Annotated in this window: 17 protein-coding genes and 5 tRNA genes; 7 read left to right on the forward strand and 15 right to left on the reverse strand. The window is 63.4% G+C overall.

Features of this window, described 5'->3' with window-relative positions; all coding sequences use genetic code 11:
- Positions 1 to 122 precede the first annotated feature (122 nt).
- From HV770_RS15085 to aceA, 3 genes are all read left to right on the forward strand, one after another.
- Complete coding sequence (locus HV770_RS15085; protein ID WP_121317500.1) at positions 123 to 392, forward strand: acyl-CoA-binding protein; 270 nt, start codon at positions 123 to 125, stop codon at positions 390 to 392.
- A gap of 503 nt (positions 393 to 895) precedes the next feature.
- The gene (locus HV770_RS15090) at positions 896 to 2,521 is read left to right on the forward strand and encodes a DEAD/DEAH box helicase (protein ID WP_175160783.1); all 1,626 of its coding nucleotides are present in this window, start codon (positions 896 to 898) and stop codon (positions 2,519 to 2,521) included.
- A 419-nt stretch (positions 2,522 to 2,940) separates the two neighbouring features.
- On the forward strand, positions 2,941 to 4,245 hold the full coding sequence (gene aceA / locus HV770_RS15095; RefSeq protein ID WP_175161116.1) for an isocitrate lyase: 1,305 nt from the start codon (positions 2,941 to 2,943) through the stop codon (positions 4,243 to 4,245).
- 288 nt (positions 4,246 to 4,533) lie between these two features.
- Here aceA and HV770_RS15100 read toward each other — a convergent pair whose 3' ends face one another.
- On the reverse strand, positions 4,534 to 4,968 hold the full coding sequence (locus tag HV770_RS15100) for a universal stress protein (RefSeq protein WP_175160785.1): 435 nt from the start codon (positions 4,966 to 4,968) through the stop codon (positions 4,534 to 4,536).
- Positions 4,969 to 5,128: 160 nt separating this feature from the next.
- Positions 5,129 to 6,031, reverse strand: a complete 903-nt coding sequence (locus tag HV770_RS15105) for a LysR family transcriptional regulator (RefSeq protein WP_175160787.1) — start codon at positions 6,029 to 6,031, stop codon at positions 5,129 to 5,131.
- Between the two features lie 172 nt (positions 6,032 to 6,203).
- Here HV770_RS15105 and HV770_RS15110 point away from each other — a divergent pair, with 172 nt between their 5' ends.
- Entirely contained in the window at positions 6,204 to 7,049 is an 846-nt protein-coding gene (locus tag HV770_RS15110; RefSeq protein ID WP_175160790.1) for a (S)-2-haloacid dehalogenase, read from the forward strand.
- A 75-nt stretch (positions 7,050 to 7,124) separates the two neighbouring features.
- Positions 7,125 to 8,726, forward strand: coding sequence for a malate synthase A (gene aceB, locus HV770_RS15115; RefSeq protein WP_175160792.1), 1,602 nt, complete (start codon positions 7,125 to 7,127; stop codon positions 8,724 to 8,726).
- Positions 8,727 to 8,924: 198 nt separating this feature from the next.
- Here aceB and HV770_RS15120 read toward each other — a convergent pair whose 3' ends face one another.
- Together HV770_RS15120 and rraA are read right to left on the reverse strand one after the other, a co-directional pair.
- The gene (locus HV770_RS15120) at positions 8,925 to 9,326 is read right to left on the reverse strand and encodes a gamma-glutamylcyclotransferase family protein (protein ID WP_121317490.1); all 402 of its coding nucleotides are present in this window, start codon (positions 9,324 to 9,326) and stop codon (positions 8,925 to 8,927) included.
- A gap of 77 nt (positions 9,327 to 9,403) precedes the next feature.
- The gene (gene rraA / locus HV770_RS15125) at positions 9,404 to 9,898 is read right to left on the reverse strand and encodes a ribonuclease E activity regulator RraA (protein ID WP_175160794.1); all 495 of its coding nucleotides are present in this window, start codon (positions 9,896 to 9,898) and stop codon (positions 9,404 to 9,406) included.
- 181 nt (positions 9,899 to 10,079) lie between these two features.
- Here rraA and HV770_RS15130 point away from each other — a divergent pair, with 181 nt between their 5' ends.
- The gene (locus tag HV770_RS15130) at positions 10,080 to 10,979 is read left to right on the forward strand and encodes an AraC family transcriptional regulator (protein ID WP_175160796.1); all 900 of its coding nucleotides are present in this window, start codon (positions 10,080 to 10,082) and stop codon (positions 10,977 to 10,979) included.
- Between the two features lie 8 nt (positions 10,980 to 10,987).
- Here the strand turns inward: HV770_RS15130 and HV770_RS15135 are convergent, their stop codons facing one another.
- The 7 genes from HV770_RS15135 to gltX all read right to left on the reverse strand — a co-directional run bounded on the left by HV770_RS15135 (position 10,988) and on the right by gltX (position 13,891).
- Positions 10,988 to 11,452, reverse strand: coding sequence for a GNAT family N-acetyltransferase (locus HV770_RS15135; protein WP_175160798.1), 465 nt, complete (start codon positions 11,450 to 11,452; stop codon positions 10,988 to 10,990).
- A gap of 140 nt (positions 11,453 to 11,592) precedes the next feature.
- Positions 11,593 to 11,669 (reverse strand) — tRNA-Asp (locus tag HV770_RS15140).
- 54 nt (positions 11,670 to 11,723) lie between these two features.
- Positions 11,724 to 11,799: transfer RNA gene (locus HV770_RS15145), tRNA-Glu, on the reverse strand.
- A 61-nt stretch (positions 11,800 to 11,860) separates the two neighbouring features.
- Positions 11,861 to 11,937: transfer RNA gene (locus HV770_RS15150), tRNA-Asp, on the reverse strand.
- A gap of 103 nt (positions 11,938 to 12,040) precedes the next feature.
- Positions 12,041 to 12,116 (reverse strand) — tRNA-Glu (locus HV770_RS15155).
- 163 nt (positions 12,117 to 12,279) lie between these two features.
- A tRNA-Ala gene (locus HV770_RS15160) sits at positions 12,280 to 12,355 on the reverse strand.
- A 126-nt stretch (positions 12,356 to 12,481) separates the two neighbouring features.
- Positions 12,482 to 13,891: a glutamate--tRNA ligase gene (gene gltX, locus HV770_RS15165; RefSeq protein ID WP_175160800.1), complete on the reverse strand. Its 1,410-nt coding sequence runs from the start codon at positions 13,889 to 13,891 to the stop codon at positions 12,482 to 12,484.
- Positions 13,892 to 14,579: 688 nt separating this feature from the next.
- On the opposite strand from gltX, the gene HV770_RS15170 reads away from it, so the two are divergent.
- Positions 14,580 to 15,530 carry a patatin-like phospholipase family protein gene (locus tag HV770_RS15170; RefSeq protein ID WP_175160803.1) on the forward strand — a complete coding sequence of 317 codons (951 nt, stop codon included), beginning with the start codon at positions 14,580 to 14,582 and terminating at the stop codon, positions 15,528 to 15,530.
- 233 nt (positions 15,531 to 15,763) lie between these two features.
- Here HV770_RS15170 and HV770_RS15175 read toward each other — a convergent pair whose 3' ends face one another.
- The 4 genes from HV770_RS15175 to HV770_RS15190 all read right to left on the reverse strand — a co-directional run bounded on the left by HV770_RS15175 (position 15,764) and on the right by HV770_RS15190 (position 20,326).
- Entirely contained in the window at positions 15,764 to 16,429 is a 666-nt protein-coding gene (locus tag HV770_RS15175; RefSeq protein ID WP_175160805.1) for a C40 family peptidase, read from the reverse strand.
- A 137-nt stretch (positions 16,430 to 16,566) separates the two neighbouring features.
- Positions 16,567 to 18,186 (reverse strand): ABC transporter ATP-binding protein, encoded by a 1,620-nt coding sequence (locus HV770_RS15180; RefSeq protein ID WP_175160807.1) that lies wholly within the window; start codon positions 18,184 to 18,186, stop codon positions 16,567 to 16,569.
- Positions 18,183 to 19,289, reverse strand: coding sequence for an ABC transporter permease (locus tag HV770_RS15185; protein ID WP_121317476.1), 1,107 nt, complete (start codon positions 19,287 to 19,289; stop codon positions 18,183 to 18,185). The genes HV770_RS15180 and HV770_RS15185 overlap by 4 nt, the downstream gene beginning before the upstream one ends.
- Positions 19,289 to 20,326, reverse strand: a complete 1,038-nt coding sequence (locus tag HV770_RS15190; RefSeq protein ID WP_121317474.1) for a microcin C ABC transporter permease YejB — start codon at positions 20,324 to 20,326, stop codon at positions 19,289 to 19,291. Before HV770_RS15190 ends, HV770_RS15185 begins: the two co-directional genes overlap by 1 nt.
- Between the last annotated feature and the right edge of the window lie 10 nt (positions 20,327 to 20,336).

Consider the following 20,336-nt stretch of genomic DNA (forward strand, 5'->3'; position numbering starts at 1 on the left):
GGTTTGGCGTTGCGTCCTGGCGGCACGCTGTTTGGAATAAGCCCTCGCCCACGCGAGCGCATGCAGTTGTTATGATCGTCGGCCGATCCTCATTTGACCCCGCCCGGCGGGCAACACCACCCATGACAGACATCGACGCCCAATTCGCCAAAGCCCACGAAGAAGTGCAGCAGTTGCCGGAGCGTCCGGGCAATCTCACGCTGCTGCGCCTCTACGCGCTCTACAAGCAGGCCACCCGCGGCGACGTTCAGGGCGACAAGCCTGGCTTTACCGACATCGTCGGCAAATACAAGTACGACGCGTGGGCGGCGCTCAAGGGCACCGCGCAGGACGTCGCGAAGCAGCAATACGTCGAGCTCGTCGAATCGTTGAAGAGCGGCGCCGCGACCTGAGCGTGCCGAAGCCGAAGCGGCGGCCGGCGCTGCGGTCGCGGCTTTATCTCAAGCGCCCGGTAGCCCAGGGGCACCAACAGCCACGCTGCCCCACCCGTCGAAACGCCGGCCCGCGCCAGCCGGATTCGCAAACTTTTCGGCTCGGAAATGTCCTAACAGTGGCGCAGTGCAACAAAACCCTATACAATGCGGCCTGCGCTTCACTGCTTTGCCCGCTTCATGTAGCGGCCCTTGCGGCGCAGCGCCTCGTAGCGTTTAGCTCCAATCCAGTTTAGAACCTGTCCCCTCCTGCCTAGCCCTCTTCGGGCGATCATGTCCCAGGCTGGCGGCACGCCGTGTTGGCATGTCGCATCCGATACAGCTTCTAACGAAAAGCTCGCCTTCATTGTCGCGAGCTGCCCCCGTTTTTCGATTTGCTCGCTGCTTCTTTGCTCGCTGAATCCGACGACTTGGGTATGCCGATTGGCGCCGACGTTTTAATTCCCTGTGTACCAAGGATTCTCATGACTTCGAGCAACACCTCCAGCCCGTTGAACGCCATCGCCGATCAGGCACTCGGTCTCGCCGACGCTCCCGCCCAAGCCGCAGCCGTTGCTGCCGCTCCGGAAGCCGTCGCCGCTGAAGCCGCAGTCCCGAGCGGCCCGACGTTCGCGTCGCTTGGTCTCTCCGCGGATGTCGTCTCCGCGCTGACCGCCGCTGGTTACCAGAACCCGACGCCGGTTCAGCAACGCGCCATCCCGGCCGGCATCGCCGGTCGCGATCTGCTGGTCTCGAGCCCGACCGGTTCGGGCAAGACCGCCGCGTTCATGCTGCCCGCCATCGAGCGTTTCTCGCAACTGCAAAAGGCGCAAGCCAGCCAGCCGCGTGAACCGCGTCCGGCCGACGGCGCCCGTAACACGCGCCGTCCGCAACCGGTTGCCCGTCCGACCATGCTGGTCCTGACGCCGACCCGCGAACTCGCGATGCAGGTCACGACCGCCGCCGCCACGTACGGCAAGCACCTCAAGCGCCTGCGCACCGTCAGCATTCTGGGCGGTGTCGCTTACGGCCAACAGCTGATGCTGCTGGCGAAGAACCCGGAAATCCTGGTTGCCACGCCGGGCCGTCTGATCGACCACCTCGAACGCGGCCGTATCGACCTGTCGCAACTGCAGATTCTCGTGCTCGACGAAGCCGACCGCATGCTCGACATGGGCTTCATCGAAGACATCGAAACGATCGTCGCCGCTACGCCGGCTACCCGTCAGACCATGCTGTTCTCGGCCACGCTCGACGGCAAGATCGGCTCGCTGACCGGCCGTCTGCTGAAGGATCCGGAGCGTATCGAGATCGTTCAGCGCCTGGAACAGCGCACCAATATCGCGCAAACCGTCCACTACGTCGACGACCGCGATCACAAGGATCGTCTGCTCGACCATCTGCTGCGCGGCGAGGGCCTCGACCAGGCTATCGTGTTCACGGCAACCAAGATGGACGCCGACCAGCTCGCAGGGCGTCTTGCCGACGCCGGTTTCGAATCGGCCGCTTTGCACGGCGATCTGCCGCAAGGCGCGCGTAACCGCACCATCAAGGCACTGCGCGAGCGTCGCGTGCGTGTGCTGGTGGCAACGGACGTCGCCGCTCGCGGTATCGACATTCCGGGCATCACGCACGTGTTCAACTACGACCTGCCGAAGTTCGCTGAAGACTACGTGCACCGCATCGGCCGTACTGGCCGTGCCGGTCGCTCGGGTATCGCGGTGAGCCTCGTGCATCATGCGGAACAAGGCGCATTGAAGCGCATCGAGCGCTTCGTGCGCACCCCGCTGCCGGTCAACATCGTCGAGGGCTTCGAGCCGCGCAAGTCGGCGCCGACGGGCAACGGCCGTCCTGGCTTTGGCGGCCGCGGCCGTCCGGGCGGCGGTAACGGCGGTGGCCGTCGTTTCGGTAGCGGTTCGGGCAAGCCGGCCGGCAACGGCGGCGGTTCGCGCAGCGGTAGCGGCGGCGGCTGGGCCGGCAAGTCGGCTGGCGGCGGCTCGCGTGAAGGCGGCTTCGGTGGCGGCTCGCGTGAAGGCTACGGCGGTTCGCGCGACGGCGGCTACGGCGCACGCCGCAGCGACGGCCCGCGCACGGCGCGTCGCGGCAGCTAAGCTATCCGGCGGCAATCCCCGGATCAGCGTGTAAAAGACTCCGGACGGCTTCGCGCCGTCCGCTCAGTCGGAAAAACCGGTGCTAAGGCACCGGTTTTTTTTCGTCCGAAGCTCGAGCACCCCGACATTTCACGATGTGGTAAATTTTTTTGCGTCGTAAAAAATCATGCTGCAAGGCACAAGAGACGCCGTTGCAACAGGGAAAAAGTCATTTCTCCATGTGAAAATATGTGTGTAACGCATTGAATAAAAACAATAATAAATATTAGAAAAACACTGTCCGCCGCCTATTGCGGGACTCTCGGTTTGCCTAGACTCTTATATAAGACTTCACGAAGCGAAACGCCTGATGGCCAGCCGCTTCGACGAAGACAGAGTCACCCATCCATTACAGGCAACCCCAGGAGAACACGATGACCATCACCCGCGAAGAACAGGCGAAGCAACTCCAGCAGCAATGGGATACCGATCCGCGTTGGAAAGGCGTGAAGCGTACCTACTCGGCGCAGGACGTGATCCGTCTGCGCGGTTCGGTGCAGGTGGAACACACGCTCGCCAAACGCGGCGCGCAAAAGCTCTGGGAAAGCGTCAACACCGAGCCGTTCGTCAATTCGCTCGGCGCGCTGACCGGCAACCAGGCGATGCAACAGGTGAAGGCTGGTCTGAAGGCGATCTATCTGTCCGGCTGGCAAGTGGCGGGCGATGCGAACGTCGCCGGCGAAATGTATCCGGACCAGTCGCTATATCCGGCCAACTCGGTGCCGCTCGTCGTGAAGCGCATCAACAACACGCTCACGCGCGCTGACCAGATTCAGTGGTCGGAAGGCAAGAATCCGGGCGACGAAGGCTATATCGACTACTTCGCACCGATCGTCGCCGACGCGGAAGCCGGTTTCGGCGGCGTGCTGAATGCGTTCGAACTGATGAAGGCGATGATCGAAGCAGGTGCCGCGGGCGTGCACTTCGAAGATCAGCTCGCATCGGTCAAGAAGTGCGGCCACATGGGCGGCAAGGTGCTCGTGCCGACCCGCGAAAACGTCGCCAAGCTGACCGCCGCGCGTCTGGCCGCCGACGTCTGCGGCGTGCCGACCGTGCTGCTCGCCCGCACGGATGCGGAAGCCGCCGACCTCGTCACCTCGGACATCGACGAGAACGACAAGCCGTTCCTGACCGGCGAGCGCACGGTCGAAGGTTTCTACCGCACGAAGCCGGGCCTCGAGCAGGCGATCTCGCGCGGTCTCGCCTACGCGCCGTACGCGGACATGATCTGGTGCGAAACCGGCAAGCCGGACCTCGAGTTCGCGAAGAAATTCGCGGATGCGATCCACAAGGAATTCCCGGATCAACTGCTGTCGTACAACTGCTCGCCGTCCTTCAACTGGAAGAAGAATCTGGACGACGCGACCATCGCCAAGTTCCAGCGCGAACTCGGCGCGATGGGCTACAAGTTCCAGTTCATCACGCTGGCCGGCTTCCACGCGCTGAACTACTCGATGTTCAACCTCGCGCACGGCTATGCCCGCAACCAGATGACGGCCTTCGTCGAAATGCAGCAGGCCGAGTTCGCCGCAGCCGAAAAGGGCTTCACCGCGGTGAAGCATCAGCGCGAAGTCGGCACCGGCTACTTCGACGCCGTGACGCAAACGGTCGAACGCGAAGCGTCGACGACCGCGCTGCACGGCTCGACGGAAGACGAGCAGTTCTTCGACAAGAAGGTCGCCTGACAGGCCACGTGACAGGCCGCGTCGCCGCCGACCTGGTCGGCCTCGCGGCCTGATCGCGAAAAGCGCCAGCGCAAAAGACGATCAAGCGGTTCCGATAGAGAGCCGCCGTCACAGGGAGGACTCGCACCGCCGGAGGTATCGACACTCAGCCCCGGCGGCCGGAATTGCGGAGAAAACTCGCAGCAGCGGAGAAAGCGCCGGCACAACACAGCGCGCCGGCGAGCAGTGGCGCGCCGGCTTCACCGCCGGCGCGTTTCTTGACGCCACCACGCGCCGCCCAACTGCCCTTCAGCGGTACACGATCACCGGAATCTTCGTATGCGTGAGCACCCGCTGTGTTTCGCTGCCGATCAGCAGACTGCCCAGGCCACGCCGCCCGTGCGACGCCATGAAAATCACGTCGCAAGCACCCTGCTGCGCCGCTTCGATGATGCCGAGGTAAGGCGCCGGGTGAACGCTGGTCCTGCTCTCGACGGCCACGCCCACGCGCCGCGCGGCCATCTCCACTTCCCGCAGATGCACGCGCGCTTCGCGCTCGCTGCGCTGCAGGAATTCGGCGGGCGGCTCGACCACGACGTCGGAAAACGGCGAGTACGGATATTGCGGCAGGCACGCGTAAGCGGTGATGCGCGCGCCGACGGCCTGCGCCAGATCGATGGCGCCGTCTATCGCTTTGTGTGACAGCTCTGAACCATCGGTCGGAACCAGGATGTGCCTGAACATGATGCCCTCCGTCGCCGGCTGCGCACAGCGCGGCGTGAGCGTCCAACGAGGCTCGGCTTGCAAGCCGCTTCAATCGATTGTAGGTCGCGCGCAAATGAGGGCATGGATTCACCAAGGGTCTGTCCGCATGCCGCGACCGTGTTGCTCGTGACGCCGCGCATCAGCCCCAGTAGCCGGGATGGCCATACGTATGCTTGAGAAAGTCCAGAAACAGCCGCACCCGCAGCGGCAGATGGCGACGCTGCGCAAACACCGCGTGGATACCGATCGGCGGCGCGGCGAATTCGTCGAGCAGGCTCACGAGCCGCCCCGCCGCGATGTCGGTGCCGACTTCCCACCACGAGCGCCAGGCGAGCCCGTGGCCGGCGAGACACCACTCGTGCAGCACCGCGCCGTCCGAGCATTCCATCGTGCCGGACACCTTGATCGACACCACCTTGTCGCCCTGCTGGAACATCCAGCCGCGCTGCTGGTTGGCGCTCGCACCGAGCGCGAGACAGTTGTGCCGCGCGAGATCGGTCAACGTGTGCGGCGCGCCGCGCCGGCTCAGATAGCCCGGCGACGCCACGCACACGCGCCGGTTTTCGCCGAGCTTCAGGGACACCAGCGACGAATCCGGCAATTCGCCGAGCCGCACGGCGCAATCGAAACCCTCATTGACCAGATCGACGAGCCGGTCGGACAGATCGAGCGTGATCGAGACGTCCGGATGAGCGACGGTGAACGCCGGCACCAGCGGCGCGACGTGCCGCCGCCCGAAACCGGCCGGCGCCGACAGCCGCAGATGGCCGCTCGCTTTCACGCCCCCCTCCGACACGCTCGCTTCGGCGTTCTGCATGTCGTGAATGATGCGCTGGCAATCTTCGAGGAACGCGGAGCCTTCGAAAGTCAGCGTGATCTTGCGGGTGGTGCGCACCAGCAGCTTGACGCCGAGGCGCTCTTCGAGCGCATCGACGCGGCGGCCGATGATCGCGGGCGCGACGCCTTCGGCCAAGGCGGCGGCCGACAGGCTGCCCTTGGCCGCGACGGTAACAAAAGTCTCGATCTGCTTAAAGCGGTCCATAGCCGATGCGCGCCGCGAAGCCCGAAAAAGGTTTTTCGGAATACGGGCGAAAGTGAGGGGGCGCGTCAGATTAGGTGGATGAAAGTAAAAGATCAAGTGATGTTTAGCCTCTTTTTTTGCGTCGAGTGTCACTAATACAATCCGTCCTGACCTCTGACAGGAGTGCACGGCAATGTCGGCCACAACGGCACCTTCCCCCAAAGCAGTGATTTTCGACGCGTATGGCACGCTTTTCGACGTGCATTCGGTGATCGCTGCCGCCGAGCAGATGTTCCCCGGTCATGGCGACGCGCTCTCGCAGCTGTGGCGTCAGAAGCAGATCGAGTACACGCAATTGCGCACACTGGCCGCCCCCGCCGGCAAACCCGGCGCACACTACCGGCCGTTCTGGGACATCACGCTCGACGCGCTGCGCTTCGCCGCGAAAAAGCTTCAACTGACGCTGGGCCGCGCGGCCGAGAAGCGGTTGATGGACGAATACGCGTGCCTTTCCGCGTTTCCCGATGCGGTGCCGGCGCTGCGCGCGTTGCGCGACGCGGCGGCTCGCCAGGCGACTGCGTCAACGCCTTCGACGCCCGCCGCCGAAGAGCCCATGGCACGCCTCGGTCTCGCAATTCTCTCGAACGGCAATCCGCAGATGCTCGACATCGCGCTCAAAAGCGCCGGCATGAACGGGCTGTTCGACCACGTGCTTTCCGTCGACACCGTGCGCACCTACAAGCCCTCGCCCGCCGCGTATGCGCTCGGCACGCGAGCCTTCGACGCGCTGCCGCGTGACATCGTCTTCGTGTCGTCGAACGGCTGGGACGTGGCGGGCGCCACGTGGTTCGGCTTCACCACGTTCTGGCTCAACCGGCAAAACGCCCCCGCCGAAGAACTGGGTGTCGCGCCGCATGGCACGGGCGGCGGCATGAACGATCTGCTTGCTTTTCTGCAGGCCCTCGCACCACCTCGCGGCTCTATCAGTTCCCCGAACCATCCCGGCAACCACCGCAAACGCCACAGCCCTGGCACATGACGGCGGCTCCCCGGACTATCTCAACGCTTTTTCAACATCCACGATTTGCACAATCTGACCGACCAAGGAGAACACATGGCGAATTCGCTCTCATCACTGTCGCTGCCGCAGGGCATGGAAATCTCGGCTGAAATCAAGCCGGGCTTTGACGCGATCCTCTCGCGCGAAGCGCTTGAACTCGTCGCCGCGCTGCATCGCACGTTCGAGCCGCGCCGCCAGCAATTGCTGCAGGCGCGCGAGGAACGCACGAAACGGCTCGACGCCGGCGAGCGTCCCGACTTCCTCGCCGAGACGAAATCCGTGCGCGAAGGTGACTGGACAATCGCGCCGCTGCCGCAGGATCTGCAATGCCGCCGCGTGGAGATCACCGGTCCGGTCGAGCGCAAGATGATCATCAACGCGCTGAACTCGGGCGCGGATTCGTACATGACCGACTTCGAGGATTCGAATGCGCCGAGCTGGGACAACCAGATCACCGGGCACATCAATCTGAAGGACGCGGTGCGCCGCACGATTTCGCTTGAGCAGAACGGCAAATCGTATCGGCTGAACGACCAGGTCGCCACGCTGATCGTGCGTCCGCGCGGCTGGCATCTCGACGAAAAACACGTGAAGGTGGACGGCAAGCGCGTGTCGGGCGGCATCTTCGATTTCGCGCTCTTCATGGTGCACAACGCGAAGGAACTGGTCGCGCGCGGCTCGGGCCCGTACTTCTATCTGCCGAAGATGGAGAGCCATCTGGAAGCGCGTCTGTGGAACGACATCTTCGTCGCCGCGCAGGAAGCGCTCGGCGTGCCGCGCGGCACGATTCGCGCGACGGTGCTGATCGAGACGATCGTCGCCGCGTTCGAAATGGACGAGATCCTGCACGAGCTGCGCGAGCATAGCTCGGGGCTGAACGCCGGCCGCTGGGACTACATCTTCTCGGCGATCAAGAAGTTCAAGGCCGATCGCGATTTCTGCCTCGCCGACCGCTCGCAGATCACGATGACTTCGCCGTTCATGCGCGCGTATGCGCTGTTGCTGCTGAAGACCTGCCATCGCCGCAACGCGCCGGCGATCGGCGGCATGAGCGCGCTGATCCCGATCAAGAACGACCCGGCGGCCAACGACAAGGCAATGGCCGGCGTTCGCTCCGACAAGGCGCGCGATGCCGGTGACGGCTACGACGGCGGCTGGGTCGCGCATCCGGGCCTCGTGCCGATCGCGATGGAAGAGTTCGTCAAGGTGCTCGGCGACAAGCCGAACCAGATCGGCAAACAACGCATCGATGTGCTCGTCACGGCCACGGACCTGACGGACTTCCGTCCTGAAGCGCCGATCACCGAAGGCGGTTTGCGCAACAACATCAACGTCGGCATTCACTACCTGGGCTCGTGGCTCGCGGGCAATGGCTGCGTGCCGATTCACAACCTGATGGAAGACGCCGCCACCGCGGAAATCTCGCGCTCGCAGGTATGGCAATGGATCCGCTCGCCGAAGGGCAAGCTCGACGACGGCCGCAAGGTGACGGTCGAACTCGTGCGCGAGTTGGCGGTGCAGGAACTCGGCAAGGTCAAGCAGGCGGTGGGCGGCGATACGAAGCCGTACGAACGCGCTGCGCAGATCTTCGAAGAGATGTCGACGTCGGAGCAGTTCACCGACTTTCTGACGCTGCCGTTGTACGAGGAGCTTTGAGGTTGCTCACGCGCGTCATGCTGTCCGGGCGTGAGGCGCTCTGCGGCGGATAAGCACCGCATGATGCTGTAGCTGCTGTAGCGAGCTTGTCTTCACGTCCCATGTTCGGCGTGAAGGCGGCTCGATCCGCAGACTGACCGAGCGCATGGCCCGTCAGGCGCGAGCCTGCCGGGCCCTTTTATGCGCGGGCTCAGCCAGTCAGCGCGAGTTGCGATATTCGACCCAATCGCCGGATTTGATTTCGGGCAGGCCCTTCACCGCATTCGGCGTGACCGGATAGAAACGGCAATTCACCACATCGCCGTCCACCTTCACCATCACTTCGCGCGCGAGAAAGCGATCTTCGACGCCGGGGTAGACGGCTTCGATTTCGTCGAGCACCGCGACCAGCGCATCGTCGATTTCGTAGACATCACCGATCACGTCGACACCCGCTTCGTCGACGACGAGGCCCGGATACAGACCGAAGTCGAACAGATGGCCACGCACCGAGGCCGTGCCGAGCAGATTCGGCGCGTCGATCTCGTTGCGCGCCGCGGCTTCGCTGATGTCGTTCACTTCACCGGCACGCAGCGTGCCGTATACAAAGACGGTTTGCATCGTCGTTCGCTCTCCTTGAATGAGGGTGTGGCTTCCGGTCAGGCCACGGTTCAGCCGGCGTTCGAGTTCAATTCAGTTCAGTTCAGCGCCGCGCTCGCGACGAGTACGCCGTCGATGTCCGCATAGATCCATTCGCCGGGACGCACCAGCGCGCCGGGCAACTGCACCGCCACGTCGCGCTCGCCGGCACCGCGCTTCTGGGCGCGGCGCGGGCAGGTCGCGAGCGCAGCCACGCCGACATTGACCTCGTTGAGTTCCAGCGTATCGCGCACGCAGCCGTTCAGCACGATGCCGGCCCAGCCGTTCTGTTGCGCGATCTGCGCGAGATTGCCGCCGACCAGCGCGCAGCGCAGGCTGCCGCCGCCGTCGACCACCAGCACGCGGCCCGCGCCCTTCTCTTCGAGCGCGGTCCGCACGAGCGCGTTGTCTTCGAATACCTTCAGCGTCACCGCCTCGCCGCTAAAGCACTCGGTGCGGCTGAAGAGGTGAAACACCGGTTCGAGCACGCGCAGCGTGCCGAGTGCCAACTGGTCTTCGTGCGCGTCGCACAAGTCCGCGGTAGCAAAACTCATGAGGATCTCCTTTGGGGCGGGACGGTCGGGCCATTATGCAACGGCTGGCTGCGGCCAACACCTACAATGATGAGACCCGCCGGCTTGTGCTCGCGCAACTGTGTGCGCGGAGCTTGCCCATCCAATATCGCCACGCACCGCACCGACTTCCGGCACTCCATTCTCTGGACCGCTCTTCGCCATGACTTCGTCCGCCGACACCGAATTGTCGAGCTTCGTCCGCTTCGCCGACATTCCGCCCGAGTTCCAGCCGACCGAGACGCACCCGATCCGCGTGCGCTCGCGGCAAATGCCGTCCGGCTGGCGCATCGCGCGTCATACGCATGCGTGGGCGCAGGTGGCGTATGCGTCGCGCGGCGTGCTGCGCGTCGCAACGACCGGCACGACGTGGATGGTGCCGCCCTCGCGCGCGATCTGGGTGCCGCCGCATGTGACGCACGAGGTAGTAGCCGTCGAAGATGCGTTCCTGCGCACGCTCTACATCACCGAAAGCACGGTGCCGGCAGGGCTCGATGCGCCGCGCGTGGTCGAAGTCTCGGATCTGCTGCGCGAAGTCATCGCCGCGCTCGATACGCCAGGCATTTCGGCCACACGCGAACAGTTGCTCGGCGCGCTCGCGCTCGACGAACTGACGCGCTCGGAGCCGCTGCCGCTGTCCGTGCCGATGCCCAATGAAAAACGTCTGCGTGCGCTGTGCGAGGCCGTGATCGCGGATCCGACGCACGGCGAGTCGCTCGAACAATGGGCGTCCAGCGTGGGCGCGAGCACGCGCACGATCGCGCGGCTGTTTCGGCAAGAATTGGGGGTGAGTTTTTCGCAATGGCGTCAGCAGGCGATCCTCGCGCGCGCGATTCCGCTGCTGAGCCAAGGACGGCCGCTCTCGCATGTTGCACAGGAACTCGGCTATCAGAGCCAAAGCGCGTTCTCCGCGATGTTCCGGCGCGCGTTCGGTAAGAGTCCGCGCGCATTCATCGAGCGCGGCTCGGAGCATCGCATGGAAAACGACGAACACGGCGACGCGGAACCGGACGACGAATCAGCGCAGGATCGCGCGAATGTGCCGAACGGCGCCGCGCGTTGAGCGTCGACTCAGACCCGCCGCGCGAGATGCCGGATCGCACCGAGTTGCGCCAGACGCGGACCCGCGAGCTTGTAGCCCTTGCGCTGATACAGCCGCGCCGCGGGATTGTCCACGAACACGCGCAACTGCAATTCGCGCAGCCCACGTTCGCGCGCCCATTGATGCGAGATGTCGAGCAGATACGTGCCGGCGCCGTGCCGCCGATGACCTTCGGCAATCTGCACGTCGCGGATATGGAGAGAATGACCCTCCTGCGTGATGCGCAACACGCCGATCGCCTGGCCGTGCACTTCGAGAATAAAATTCTCCGACTCGCGCCAGCTGCCGAGAAACAGATCGGCCCGCCAGACCAGATGGTGCCGGCGATAATAGCCGCCCATGTTGTTGCGAGTCAGCGCCTCGGCGAACTCGAAATCGTCCATGCTGGCGTTGCGAAGATGAAACGGTGACGGAGCTTCGGTTGGATCGAACATGGCGGAACGACGAAGATGAGTCGGTCAACGGTAAAACAGGCCGCGCACGCTGGCAATGGCTGTTTGTCCCGAGCATACCAGGTCAGCTGGTCGCGGAAATAAAAAAAGCCCACTTCTTTCGAAGTGGGCTTTCTCGAATCTGGCGGAGCGGACGGGACTCGAACCCGCGACCCCCGGCGTGACAGGCCGGTATTCTAACCAACTGAACTACCGCTCCAGATTTTGCACCTACTGCACCGTTCAAACTTCCAACCGAACGACGCCGATGTGTTGGCGTCCCCTAGGGGATTCGAACCCCTGTACTCACCGTGAAAGGGTGATGTCCTAGGCCTCTAGACGAAGGGGACAACGTACTGCTTACACCTTTAATGAAAAAGCCCGTTCAGATTTGAATGAACGGGCTTTGTCTGGCGGAGTGGACGGGACTCGAACCCGCGACCCCCGGCGTGACAGGCCGGTATTCTAACCGACTGAACTACCACTCCAGTCTTTACACCCTAGCTTGCGAGCGTCGGTTATTTCTCTGCAAGCTGCATTGCTTTACTGCCAATCGGGCTTTAACCCGAACACTAAAGCGACGCTGATGTTTGGCGTCCCCTAGGGGATTCGAACCCCTGTACTCACCGTGAAAGGGTGATGTCCTAGGCCTCTAGACGAAGGGGACATAATCTTTTCAGATCTGTCTTTAATCTACTGCTAACTCACGCTAACTTATCAGTTATTTCGCTTCGCCAGCAGAGAAGACCGATATTCTAACTACGTTTCAAGCATTTGGGAAGTCTTTTTTCCTACAACTTCCAGACTTCTGGACAACTTTACTCTTTTGTTGGTGGAGGTAAGCGGGATCGAACCGCTGACCTCTTGCATGCCATGCAAGCGCTCTCCCAGCTGAGCTATACCCCCTGCACATCAGAGAAACGAGATTCTAGAGGCCAATCTGCGCTTTGTAAATACCCTTTGAGCAATTACATGCGACTTTTTTTTCAAGCCGCATGCAAACCCTCTCAATGCGCGCGTGAACGCACGCGCTTAAGCCAGCGCCTTTTCAATACGGCTCACGACCACGTCGCGGCCAAACAGCATCAGCACGCTGTCGATCGACGGCGTGTGCGTCGTGCCCGCCACCAGCAGACGAACCGGCATCGCCAGTTGCGGCATCTTCAGTTTGTGCGCGCCGAGCGTCGCCTTCAGCGCGGCGGCGATCGCCTCCTTGCTCCACTCCACGGTCTTCAGTGCGGCGGCCAGATCGGCCAGCGCCGGACGCACCACGTCGGTCACGTGCTGCGCGAGCGATTCGGCGTCGGGCGCCGGTGTGCGATAAAACATCGCAGCGTTTTCCGCGATCTCCTTGACCGTCGCCGCGCGATCCTTCAGCAGGCCCACCACTGCCGTGAGATCCGCACCTTGGGCGAGCGCCGCTGCGTCGATCGCCAGCGCGGCAAAGAACGGCTTTGCCAGCTCCGCAAGACGCGCGTTGTCCGCTTCCTTGATGTAGTGCGCATTCAGCCAGTTCAGCTTGTCGTGGTCATACTGGGCCGGCGACTTGCCGAGGTGATCCAGGTCGAACCATTCGACGAACTGCTCGCGCGAGAATACTTCCGCGTCGCCGTGCGACCAGCCGAGGCGCGCCAGATAGTTGACCACCGCTTCTGGCAGATAGCCCGCATCGCGATAACCCACCACGCTCATCGCGCCATGGCGCTTGCTCATCTTCTCGCCCTGCTCGTTCAGTACGGTCGGCAAGTGCGCATACACCGGTGGCTCGCCGCCCAGCGCACGGAGGATGTTGATCTGACGCGGCGTGTTGTTCACGTGGTCGTCGCCGCGGATCACGTGGGTGATGCGCATGTCCAGATCGTCGACCACCACGCAGAAGTTGTAGGTCGGCGTGCCGTCCGGACGCGCGATCACGAGGTCGTCGAGTTCTTCGTTCGAGATCTCGATGCGGCCCTTCACCGCGTCGTCCCATGCGACCACGCCCGTCAGCGGATTACGGAAGCGCAGCACCGGCTGCACGCCTGCCGGCGGCTGCGGCAGCACCTTGCCCGGTTCCGGGCGCCACGTGCCGTCGTAGCGCGGCTTTTCGCCGGCTTCGCGCTGCCGTTCGCGCAGCGCGTCGAGCTCTTCGGTCGACATGTAGCACGGGTAGACGAGTCCGGCGTCCTGCATCTCCTTGAGCACTTCGCGGTAACGGTCCATGCGCTGCATCTGGTAGAACGGGCCTTCGTCGAAATCGAGGCCGAGCCACGCCATGCCTTCGAGAATGGCGTCGACGGATTCGCTGGTGGAGCGCTCGACGTCGGTGTCCTCGATCCGCAGCACGAAGGTCCCTTTCATCTTGCGCGCGAACGCCCACGGATAGAGCGCGGAGCGAATGTTGCCGAGGTGGATGAAGCCGGTGGGACTCGGTGCGAAACGGGTACGAACGGAGGTGGTCATTAGCGGTTACTCGGAAGACTGGCGCCGGCGCCCGCACGGACATGGCCCTTCAGGCGCGGCAGCGGACCGCGCCCATGCGGCGGAAAAGCGCCGTGCATGGACACGAGGGAAATAAATGCGAGAGGCGAATTATACCTTCCGCACGTGCGTTGCCTGGCCTCGTCCGGATGGACGATGGCAGTGTGTGCGAGGCAGCGGTTGCGTATGCAATGGGCTTTAAGCGCTTGCTTGATCGTGTCGGCGCGCGTGCGCCAAGCAAACTTCTGGCATGTATCGCGCGAGCAGTTGGACTGCGGCGCGCGCTGGCCTGGTCGCAGGGCCAGGCTTTTTCCACGGGGACCGGCTGAAGGCAAACCGCGCCCCTCCCGCGCTGCGCGAGATGCGGGTTTCGCCGAACCGAGCCGAGGCATTTGCGCAACACTCCGGCGGCGCGGGTGCGCCGAGTCCGAGCCGCCTCGAAGCCTTGGCGAAACCGCGCCCCACGCCACCCGAATGCATCCTCTGCAACGTTTCATTACCAGGCCGCCGCGCGCGCGGGCCTTTGATTTATGATGTGCGCGCGCTGCGGTTGCCGATAGATCCCCAGCGCGTGAAATCGTCGCTGACGACCCTGTCCGTTTGACTATCAGCCTGACCGCGGACCGTGGCGACGCCGAATGCGTCAGCCGCGCCGTTGCTGGAGAACTCGTTGAAACCCTCGTCGCCCCGTCTCGCCCGCCGCAACTTTTCATTGGCAGCCGCCTCCGCGGTGCTGGCCGCCTGCACCACGACCGGCGGCGGCAAAACCGATAACTCGCCGCTCGCCGCCACGCCCACCATCAACCCACCGCCGCTCGACAAAGCGCAGCGACCGGTCCGCGTCGCGCTCGCGCTGGGCGGCGGCGCCGCGCGCGGCTTCGCGCACATCGGCGTGATCAAGGCATTGGAGGCGCGCGACATCCATGTCGATCTGGTGGCCGGCACCAGCGCCGGGTCGGTGGTCGGCGCGCTGTATGCATCGGGTATGAACGGCTTTGCGCTGAACAAACTCGCGCTGACGATGGACGAAGCGTCGATCAGCGACTGGGCGATGCCATTTCGCACGCGGGGTTTCCTGCAAGGCATCGCGCTGCAGAACTATCTGAACACGACGCTGAACAACCGTCCGATCGAGAAGATGGCGAAACCTCTCGGCGTGGTGGCGACCGATCTGAAAACCGGTCAGCCGATTCTGTTCCAGCGCGGCAACACGGGTATCGCGGTGCGCGCGTCCTGCAGCGTGCCGTCGATTTTCGAGCCGGTGAAGATCGGCGGTCACGAATATGTCGACGGCGGTCTGGTGAGCCCCGTGCCCGCCTCGTTCGCACGCAAGATGGGGGCGGACTTCGTGATCGCCGTGGATATTTCGCAGCGCCCGGAGAGCGGCCTGACCGCCAGTTCGTTCGACGTGCTGATGCAGACCTTCACGATCATGGGCCAGACGATCAAGGCCTATGAACTCGACAAGTACGCCGATGTCGTGATCCGGCCGAATCTGGCCGCGATGAGCGGCAGCGATTTCTCGCAGCGCAACTCGGCGATTCTGGCGGGCGAGGAAGCGGTGGCGAAAATGATGCCGGAGTTGCAGCGCAAGCTGGCCGCGAGCCGGGCGACGGCGTAGGCGCGCAGGCAGGGGTGGGCTGGTGCGGCGCGGGTGAGCCAATAGCGACACGGCAGTGGGTCAAAACACCGAGCGGAGCGGCAGCAGGAGCCATTGCCAATGCAGCCTGTCCGGTCCGAAAAACCGCGCAAGCCAGCCTCCGCGCGGCTCACAAACCGCCAGCAGAAACCAAAAAGCCTGCTTCATCCGAAGCAGGCTTTTTTATCGCGCTTGAAACGCCGAAGTGGCCGGAATCAGTTATTCCCGCCGATCGTCGCATTCACGCGCTTGCGCAGATCTTCGCCCTCCTGATACGACGCCTCGATCCGGCGCGCGCCTGTGAAACGCTTTTCCCAGTAGCCGCTATCCATGTCGTCGACGCGGATCGTGCTGCCGGTGGAGGGCGAATGCACGAACTTGTTGTCGCCGATATAGATGCCCACGTGCGAGAACGTACGGCGCATCGTGTTGAAGAACACCAGGTCGCCCGGCTTCAGGTCGCTCACGCGAACCTTTTCGCCGACGCGGCTCATTTCCTCGGCGCGGCGCGGCAGCGCCATGCCGAGCGTGTCCTGGAACACGTAGCGCACGAAACCGCTGCAATCGAGCCCCGAATCAGGCGTGTTGCCGCCCCAACGGTAGCGAACGCCGATCATGTTCAGCGCACCGACCACCACGTCGCCCGCTTTGCCAGCCATGCCGGACAGGAACGATTTGGCGCTGCTGTCGCTGTCGGAAGCGCCTGCTTGCGAGTTGGAGAAGGACAAGGAATTCGACCCGGTGGAGGTCGAAGGTGAGGCATTCTGATTGAAACTGCTTACTTCGTCGGCGAAAGCGCCGGGAGCTGCTGCCATCAAGACGCCAATGAACATCCCGGCGACGACGCGCGTGCAAGCCTGGGTCAAGTTTCTGTGCTGCATTGGTCGGTAGTTTTTGCCAAAAAATCAGGGGTCTACGGAAAAAAGTTTGGTCGATACTAGCCAGTAAGTATTCACGTGTCAAAACAAATAGAAAAATTCAATCGAGATACGCACACAATTGGTGAAAGGGTGAAAAATCAATAGTCGAGCGCCGCTTTCAGCAGCTTTCGCGTGTAAGGATGCGCAGATGTCGCAAAAATCTTCTCAACCTCTCCGCTTTCGACAATGGAACCGTTTTGCATCACCGCGACGCGGTGCGCCATCGCTCCGATCACGGCCAGATCGTGGCTGATGAAAACGAAGCCGAGGTTGTACTTCTGCTGCAACCCCGCTAGCAATTTCAGCACTTGCTGCTGAATGGAAACGTCGAGCGCGCTGGTCGGTTCGTCGAGGATCAGCACGCGTGGTTCGAGCACCAGCGCGCGCGCAATCGCAATCCGCTGGCGCTGGCCGCCGGAAAATTCGTGCGGATAACGGTACAGCACCGTACGGTCGAGCCCGACTTCGCGCAGCACCGCGATCACCTTGTCGCGCCGCGCTTGCGGCGTCATGTTCGGCCGGTGCAGCGCCAGCCCTTCGCCGACGATCCTCTCGATCGTCTGACGCGGTGAAAGCGAACTGAACGGGTCCTGAAACACGACCTGCATGTTCGACCGTAAGGCGGTCTGCTCGGCGCCGCGATAGCTGCCGAGCGCCCTGCCCTGAAATTCGATTGCGCCGTGCGCGGTGCGCTGCAGACCGAGCAGCGCCATCGCGAGGGTCGACTTGCCGGACCCCGATTCGCCGACGATCCCCAGCGTCTCGCCCTGCCGAACCGACACGTTCGCCCCGGCGACCGCGCGAAACCGTCCCGAGCGGAACCAGCCGGCAAAGCCCGGCAGCGTCGTTTTAAAGTCGACGGAGACCTCGCGCGCCTCGAGCAGCACGGGCGAGATCGGCAGCACCGGCACCACCGTGCGCTGCGGCCGGCTCGCAAGCAGGCGCTGCGTATACGGATGCTGCGGCGCCTCGAACACCTGCTCGACCGGCCCGCTCTCGACCAGCACGCCCCGCTCCATCACCGCGATGCGCTGGGCGAAGTGGCGCACCAGATTGAGGTCGTGTGTGATCAGCAGCACGGCCATGCCGCGCTTTTGCGCTTCGTCGCGCTGCAGTTCCAGCAGCAGGTCGACGATCTGCGCGCGGATCGTCACGTCGAGCGCGGTGGTCGGCTCGTCGGCCAGCAGCAGCCGCGGACGGCACGCGAGCGCCATCGCAATCATCGCGCGCTGCCGTTGCCCGCCCGACAGTTGATGCGGGTAACTGTTCACGCGCTTGCCCGGCTCGGCGATACCGGTGCGCCCCAGCAGCGCGACCGCGCGCTTGCGCGCCTCGCTCGCCGTCACGCCGTCATGCACGACGATGGTCTCCGCAATCTGGTCGCCGACCGTATAAAGCGGATTGAGCGCGGTCATCGGCTCCTGAAAAATCATCGCGATGTCCGAGCCGCGCATGCCGCGCATCTCGCGTTCGCTTTTGGCAAGCAGTTCCTCGCCATCGAAACGGATCGAGCCGCTCACCTGCGCGTCGCTCAGGAGCCGCAGGATCGACAGCGCGGTCACGCTCTTGCCCGAGCCGGACTCGCCGACCAGCGCGACCCGCTCGCCGCGCTCGATCGCGAGCGTGACGTCGTTTACCGCGACGGTGTCGCCGAAGCTCACGCGCAGATGTTCAAGTTCCAGCAGGGGCGGCGCGCCGTTCTGAAGCGTTGCGCTCATTGATTGCCTCCAGCGCGCATCGCATCGGAGATGCGGGTGTCGAGCGCGTTGCGCAGCGCGTCGCCCATGAAAGTCAACAGCAAGAGCATGGCGACCAGCACACCGAAGGTGGACAGCGAAATCCACCACGCGTCGAGATTCGCTTTGCCTTGCGCGAGCAGTTCACCGAGGCTCGGGGTCGGCGACGGCACGCCGAGGCCGAGAAAGTCGAGGCTCGTCAGCGCGAGAATCGCGCCGCTCATGCGGAACGGCAGGAACGTGATCACCGGTGTCAGGCTGTTGGGCAGCACGTGGCGCCACATGATCTGCCAGTTCGACAGGCCCATCGCTCGCGCCGCGCGCACATAGTCCTGGTGACGATTGCGCAGAAACTCCGCGCGCACGTAATCGGACAGGCCGATCCAGCCGAACAGCGAGAGCAGCACGATCAGCAGAAGGAAGCCCGGCTCGAAAATCGACGAGAAGATAATCAGCAGGTAAAGCTCCGGCATCGCGCTCCAGATTTCGATCAACCGCTGCCCGACGATATCGATACGTCCTCCGAAGTAACCTTGCACGGCGCCCGCGGCGATGCCGAGTATCGTGCCGATCAGCGTCAGCACGAGTCCGAACTCCACCGACACCCGGAAGCCATAGAGCAGCCGCGCGAACAGGTCGCGGCCGCGGTCGTCGGTACCGAGCCAGTTCTCGCGCGACGGCGGCGCAGGGTTCGGTGCCTTCGAGAAGTAATTCAGCGTGTCGTAGTAGTAGCGATTCGGCGGATACACCGCAAAGTTGCCCGGCGCGTCAAAGCGGTGCTTGATGTACGGATCGAGATAATCGGCCGGAGTGGGGAAATCGCCGCCGAAGGTGGTCTCCGCATAAGTCTTGAACATCGGGAAATACAGGTGGCCGTCGTAGCGCGCCACCAGCGGCTTGTCGTTCGACCAGAGCGGACCCGCGAGGCTTGCCGCGAACGCCACCACGAACACGATCAGACTCCAGTAGCCGAGGCGCTGCTGGCGAAAACGCTGCCACACGCGGCGCGCGGGCGACGGCGACACGAACGCGCGCGCGGGTTCGGTGCGCGCCGCCGCGTCGACGGAAAGACGGGCTCGATTCATCAGCGTTCCAGTTGTTCGAATTGGATGCGGGGATCGACCCATACATAGCAGAGGTCGGAGATCAGCTTGGTCGCAAGGCCGATCAGTGTGAACAGATACAGCGTGCCGAGCACGACCGGATAGTCGCGCCGCACGACCGATTCATACGAGAGCAGGCCGAGCCCGTCGAGCGAGAAGAGCGTCTCGATCAGCAGACTCCCGGTGAAGAACGCGCCGATGAACGCCGCCGGAAAACCGACGATCAACGGCAACAGCGCATTGCGGAACACGTGCTTCCACAGCACACGCTTTTCGGACAGGCCTTTGGCGCGCGCGGTCAGCACATATTGCTTGCGGATCTCGTCGAGAAAAGCGTTTTTCGTCAGCATCGTGACGACCGCGAAACTGCCGACCACCGAAGCCGTGATCGGCAACGTGATGTGCCACAGATAGTCGACGATCTTGCCGCCGAGACTCAGTTGCGCCCAGTTGTCCGAGGTGAGATTGCGCAGCGGAAACAATTGCAGGAAGGTGCCGCCGCCGAACAGCACGAGCAGCAGCACACCGAGCACGAACCCCGGAATCGCGTAGCCGATCAACACCACGAGGCTCGTCGCGATATCGAAGCGCGAGCCGTTGCGCACTGCCTTCGCGATGCCGAGCGGCACCGATATCAGGTACGTGAGGAAGAAGGTCCACAGGCCGATGCTGATCGACACCGGCAACTTCGACACGATCAGCGACCACACGCTTTGATGGCGAAAATAGCTCTGCCCGAGGTCGAAGGTCGAGAAACGCTTGAGCATCAGCACGTAGCGTTCGAGCGGCGGTTTGTCGAAACCGTAGAGCTGCTTCAGCTGCGCGAGCTGTTGCGCGTCGACGCCGCTATGCGAGCGCAGACCGAACGGCGCGCCGCCCTCCGCGCCCTTGCGCAGTTCGTGCTGCATCTGCTCGACCGGGCCGCCCGGCACGAACTGGATCACAACGAAGGTCAGCGTTAGCACGCCGAGCAAGGTCGGGATCATCAGCAACAGGCGTTTGAGAATGTAGCTCCACATAGGCGGCGTT

Source organism: Paraburkholderia fynbosensis, assembly GCF_902859935.1.
In the GTDB taxonomy this organism is placed as follows: domain Bacteria; phylum Pseudomonadota; class Gammaproteobacteria; order Burkholderiales; family Burkholderiaceae; genus Paraburkholderia; species Paraburkholderia fynbosensis.

Coding starts and splice junctions, on each gene's coding strand:
- HV770_RS15085 (WP_121317500.1), top strand. CDS start 123: ATGACAGACATCGACGCCCAATTCGCCAAAGCCCACGAAGAAGTGCAG.
- HV770_RS15090 (WP_175160783.1), top strand. CDS start 896: ATGACTTCGAGCAACACCTCCAGCCCGTTGAACGCCATCGCCGATCAG.
- HV770_RS15100 (WP_175160785.1), bottom strand. CDS start 4,968: ATGTTCAGGCACATCCTGGTTCCGACCGATGGTTCAGAGCTGTCACAC.
- HV770_RS15105 (WP_175160787.1), bottom strand. CDS start 6,031: ATGGACCGCTTTAAGCAGATCGAGACTTTTGTTACCGTCGCGGCCAAG.
- HV770_RS15110 (WP_175160790.1), top strand. CDS start 6,204: ATGTCGGCCACAACGGCACCTTCCCCCAAAGCAGTGATTTTCGACGCG.
- aceB (WP_175160792.1), top strand. CDS start 7,125: ATGGCGAATTCGCTCTCATCACTGTCGCTGCCGCAGGGCATGGAAATC.
- HV770_RS15120 (WP_121317490.1), bottom strand. CDS start 9,326: ATGCAAACCGTCTTTGTATACGGCACGCTGCGTGCCGGTGAAGTGAAC.
- rraA (WP_175160794.1), bottom strand. CDS start 9,898: ATGAGTTTTGCTACCGCGGACTTGTGCGACGCGCACGAAGACCAGTTG.
- HV770_RS15130 (WP_175160796.1), top strand. CDS start 10,080: ATGACTTCGTCCGCCGACACCGAATTGTCGAGCTTCGTCCGCTTCGCC.
- HV770_RS15135 (WP_175160798.1), bottom strand. CDS start 11,452: ATGTTCGATCCAACCGAAGCTCCGTCACCGTTTCATCTTCGCAACGCC.
- gltX (WP_175160800.1), bottom strand. CDS start 13,891: ATGACCACCTCCGTTCGTACCCGTTTCGCACCGAGTCCCACCGGCTTC.
- HV770_RS15175 (WP_175160805.1), bottom strand. CDS start 16,429: ATGCAGCACAGAAACTTGACCCAGGCTTGCACGCGCGTCGTCGCCGGG.
- HV770_RS15180 (WP_175160807.1), bottom strand. CDS start 18,186: ATGAGCGCAACGCTTCAGAACGGCGCGCCGCCCCTGCTGGAACTTGAA.
- HV770_RS15185 (WP_121317476.1), bottom strand. CDS start 19,289: ATGAATCGAGCCCGTCTTTCCGTCGACGCGGCGGCGCGCACCGAACCC.
- HV770_RS15190 (WP_121317474.1), bottom strand. CDS start 20,326: ATGTGGAGCTACATTCTCAAACGCCTGTTGCTGATGATCCCGACCTTG.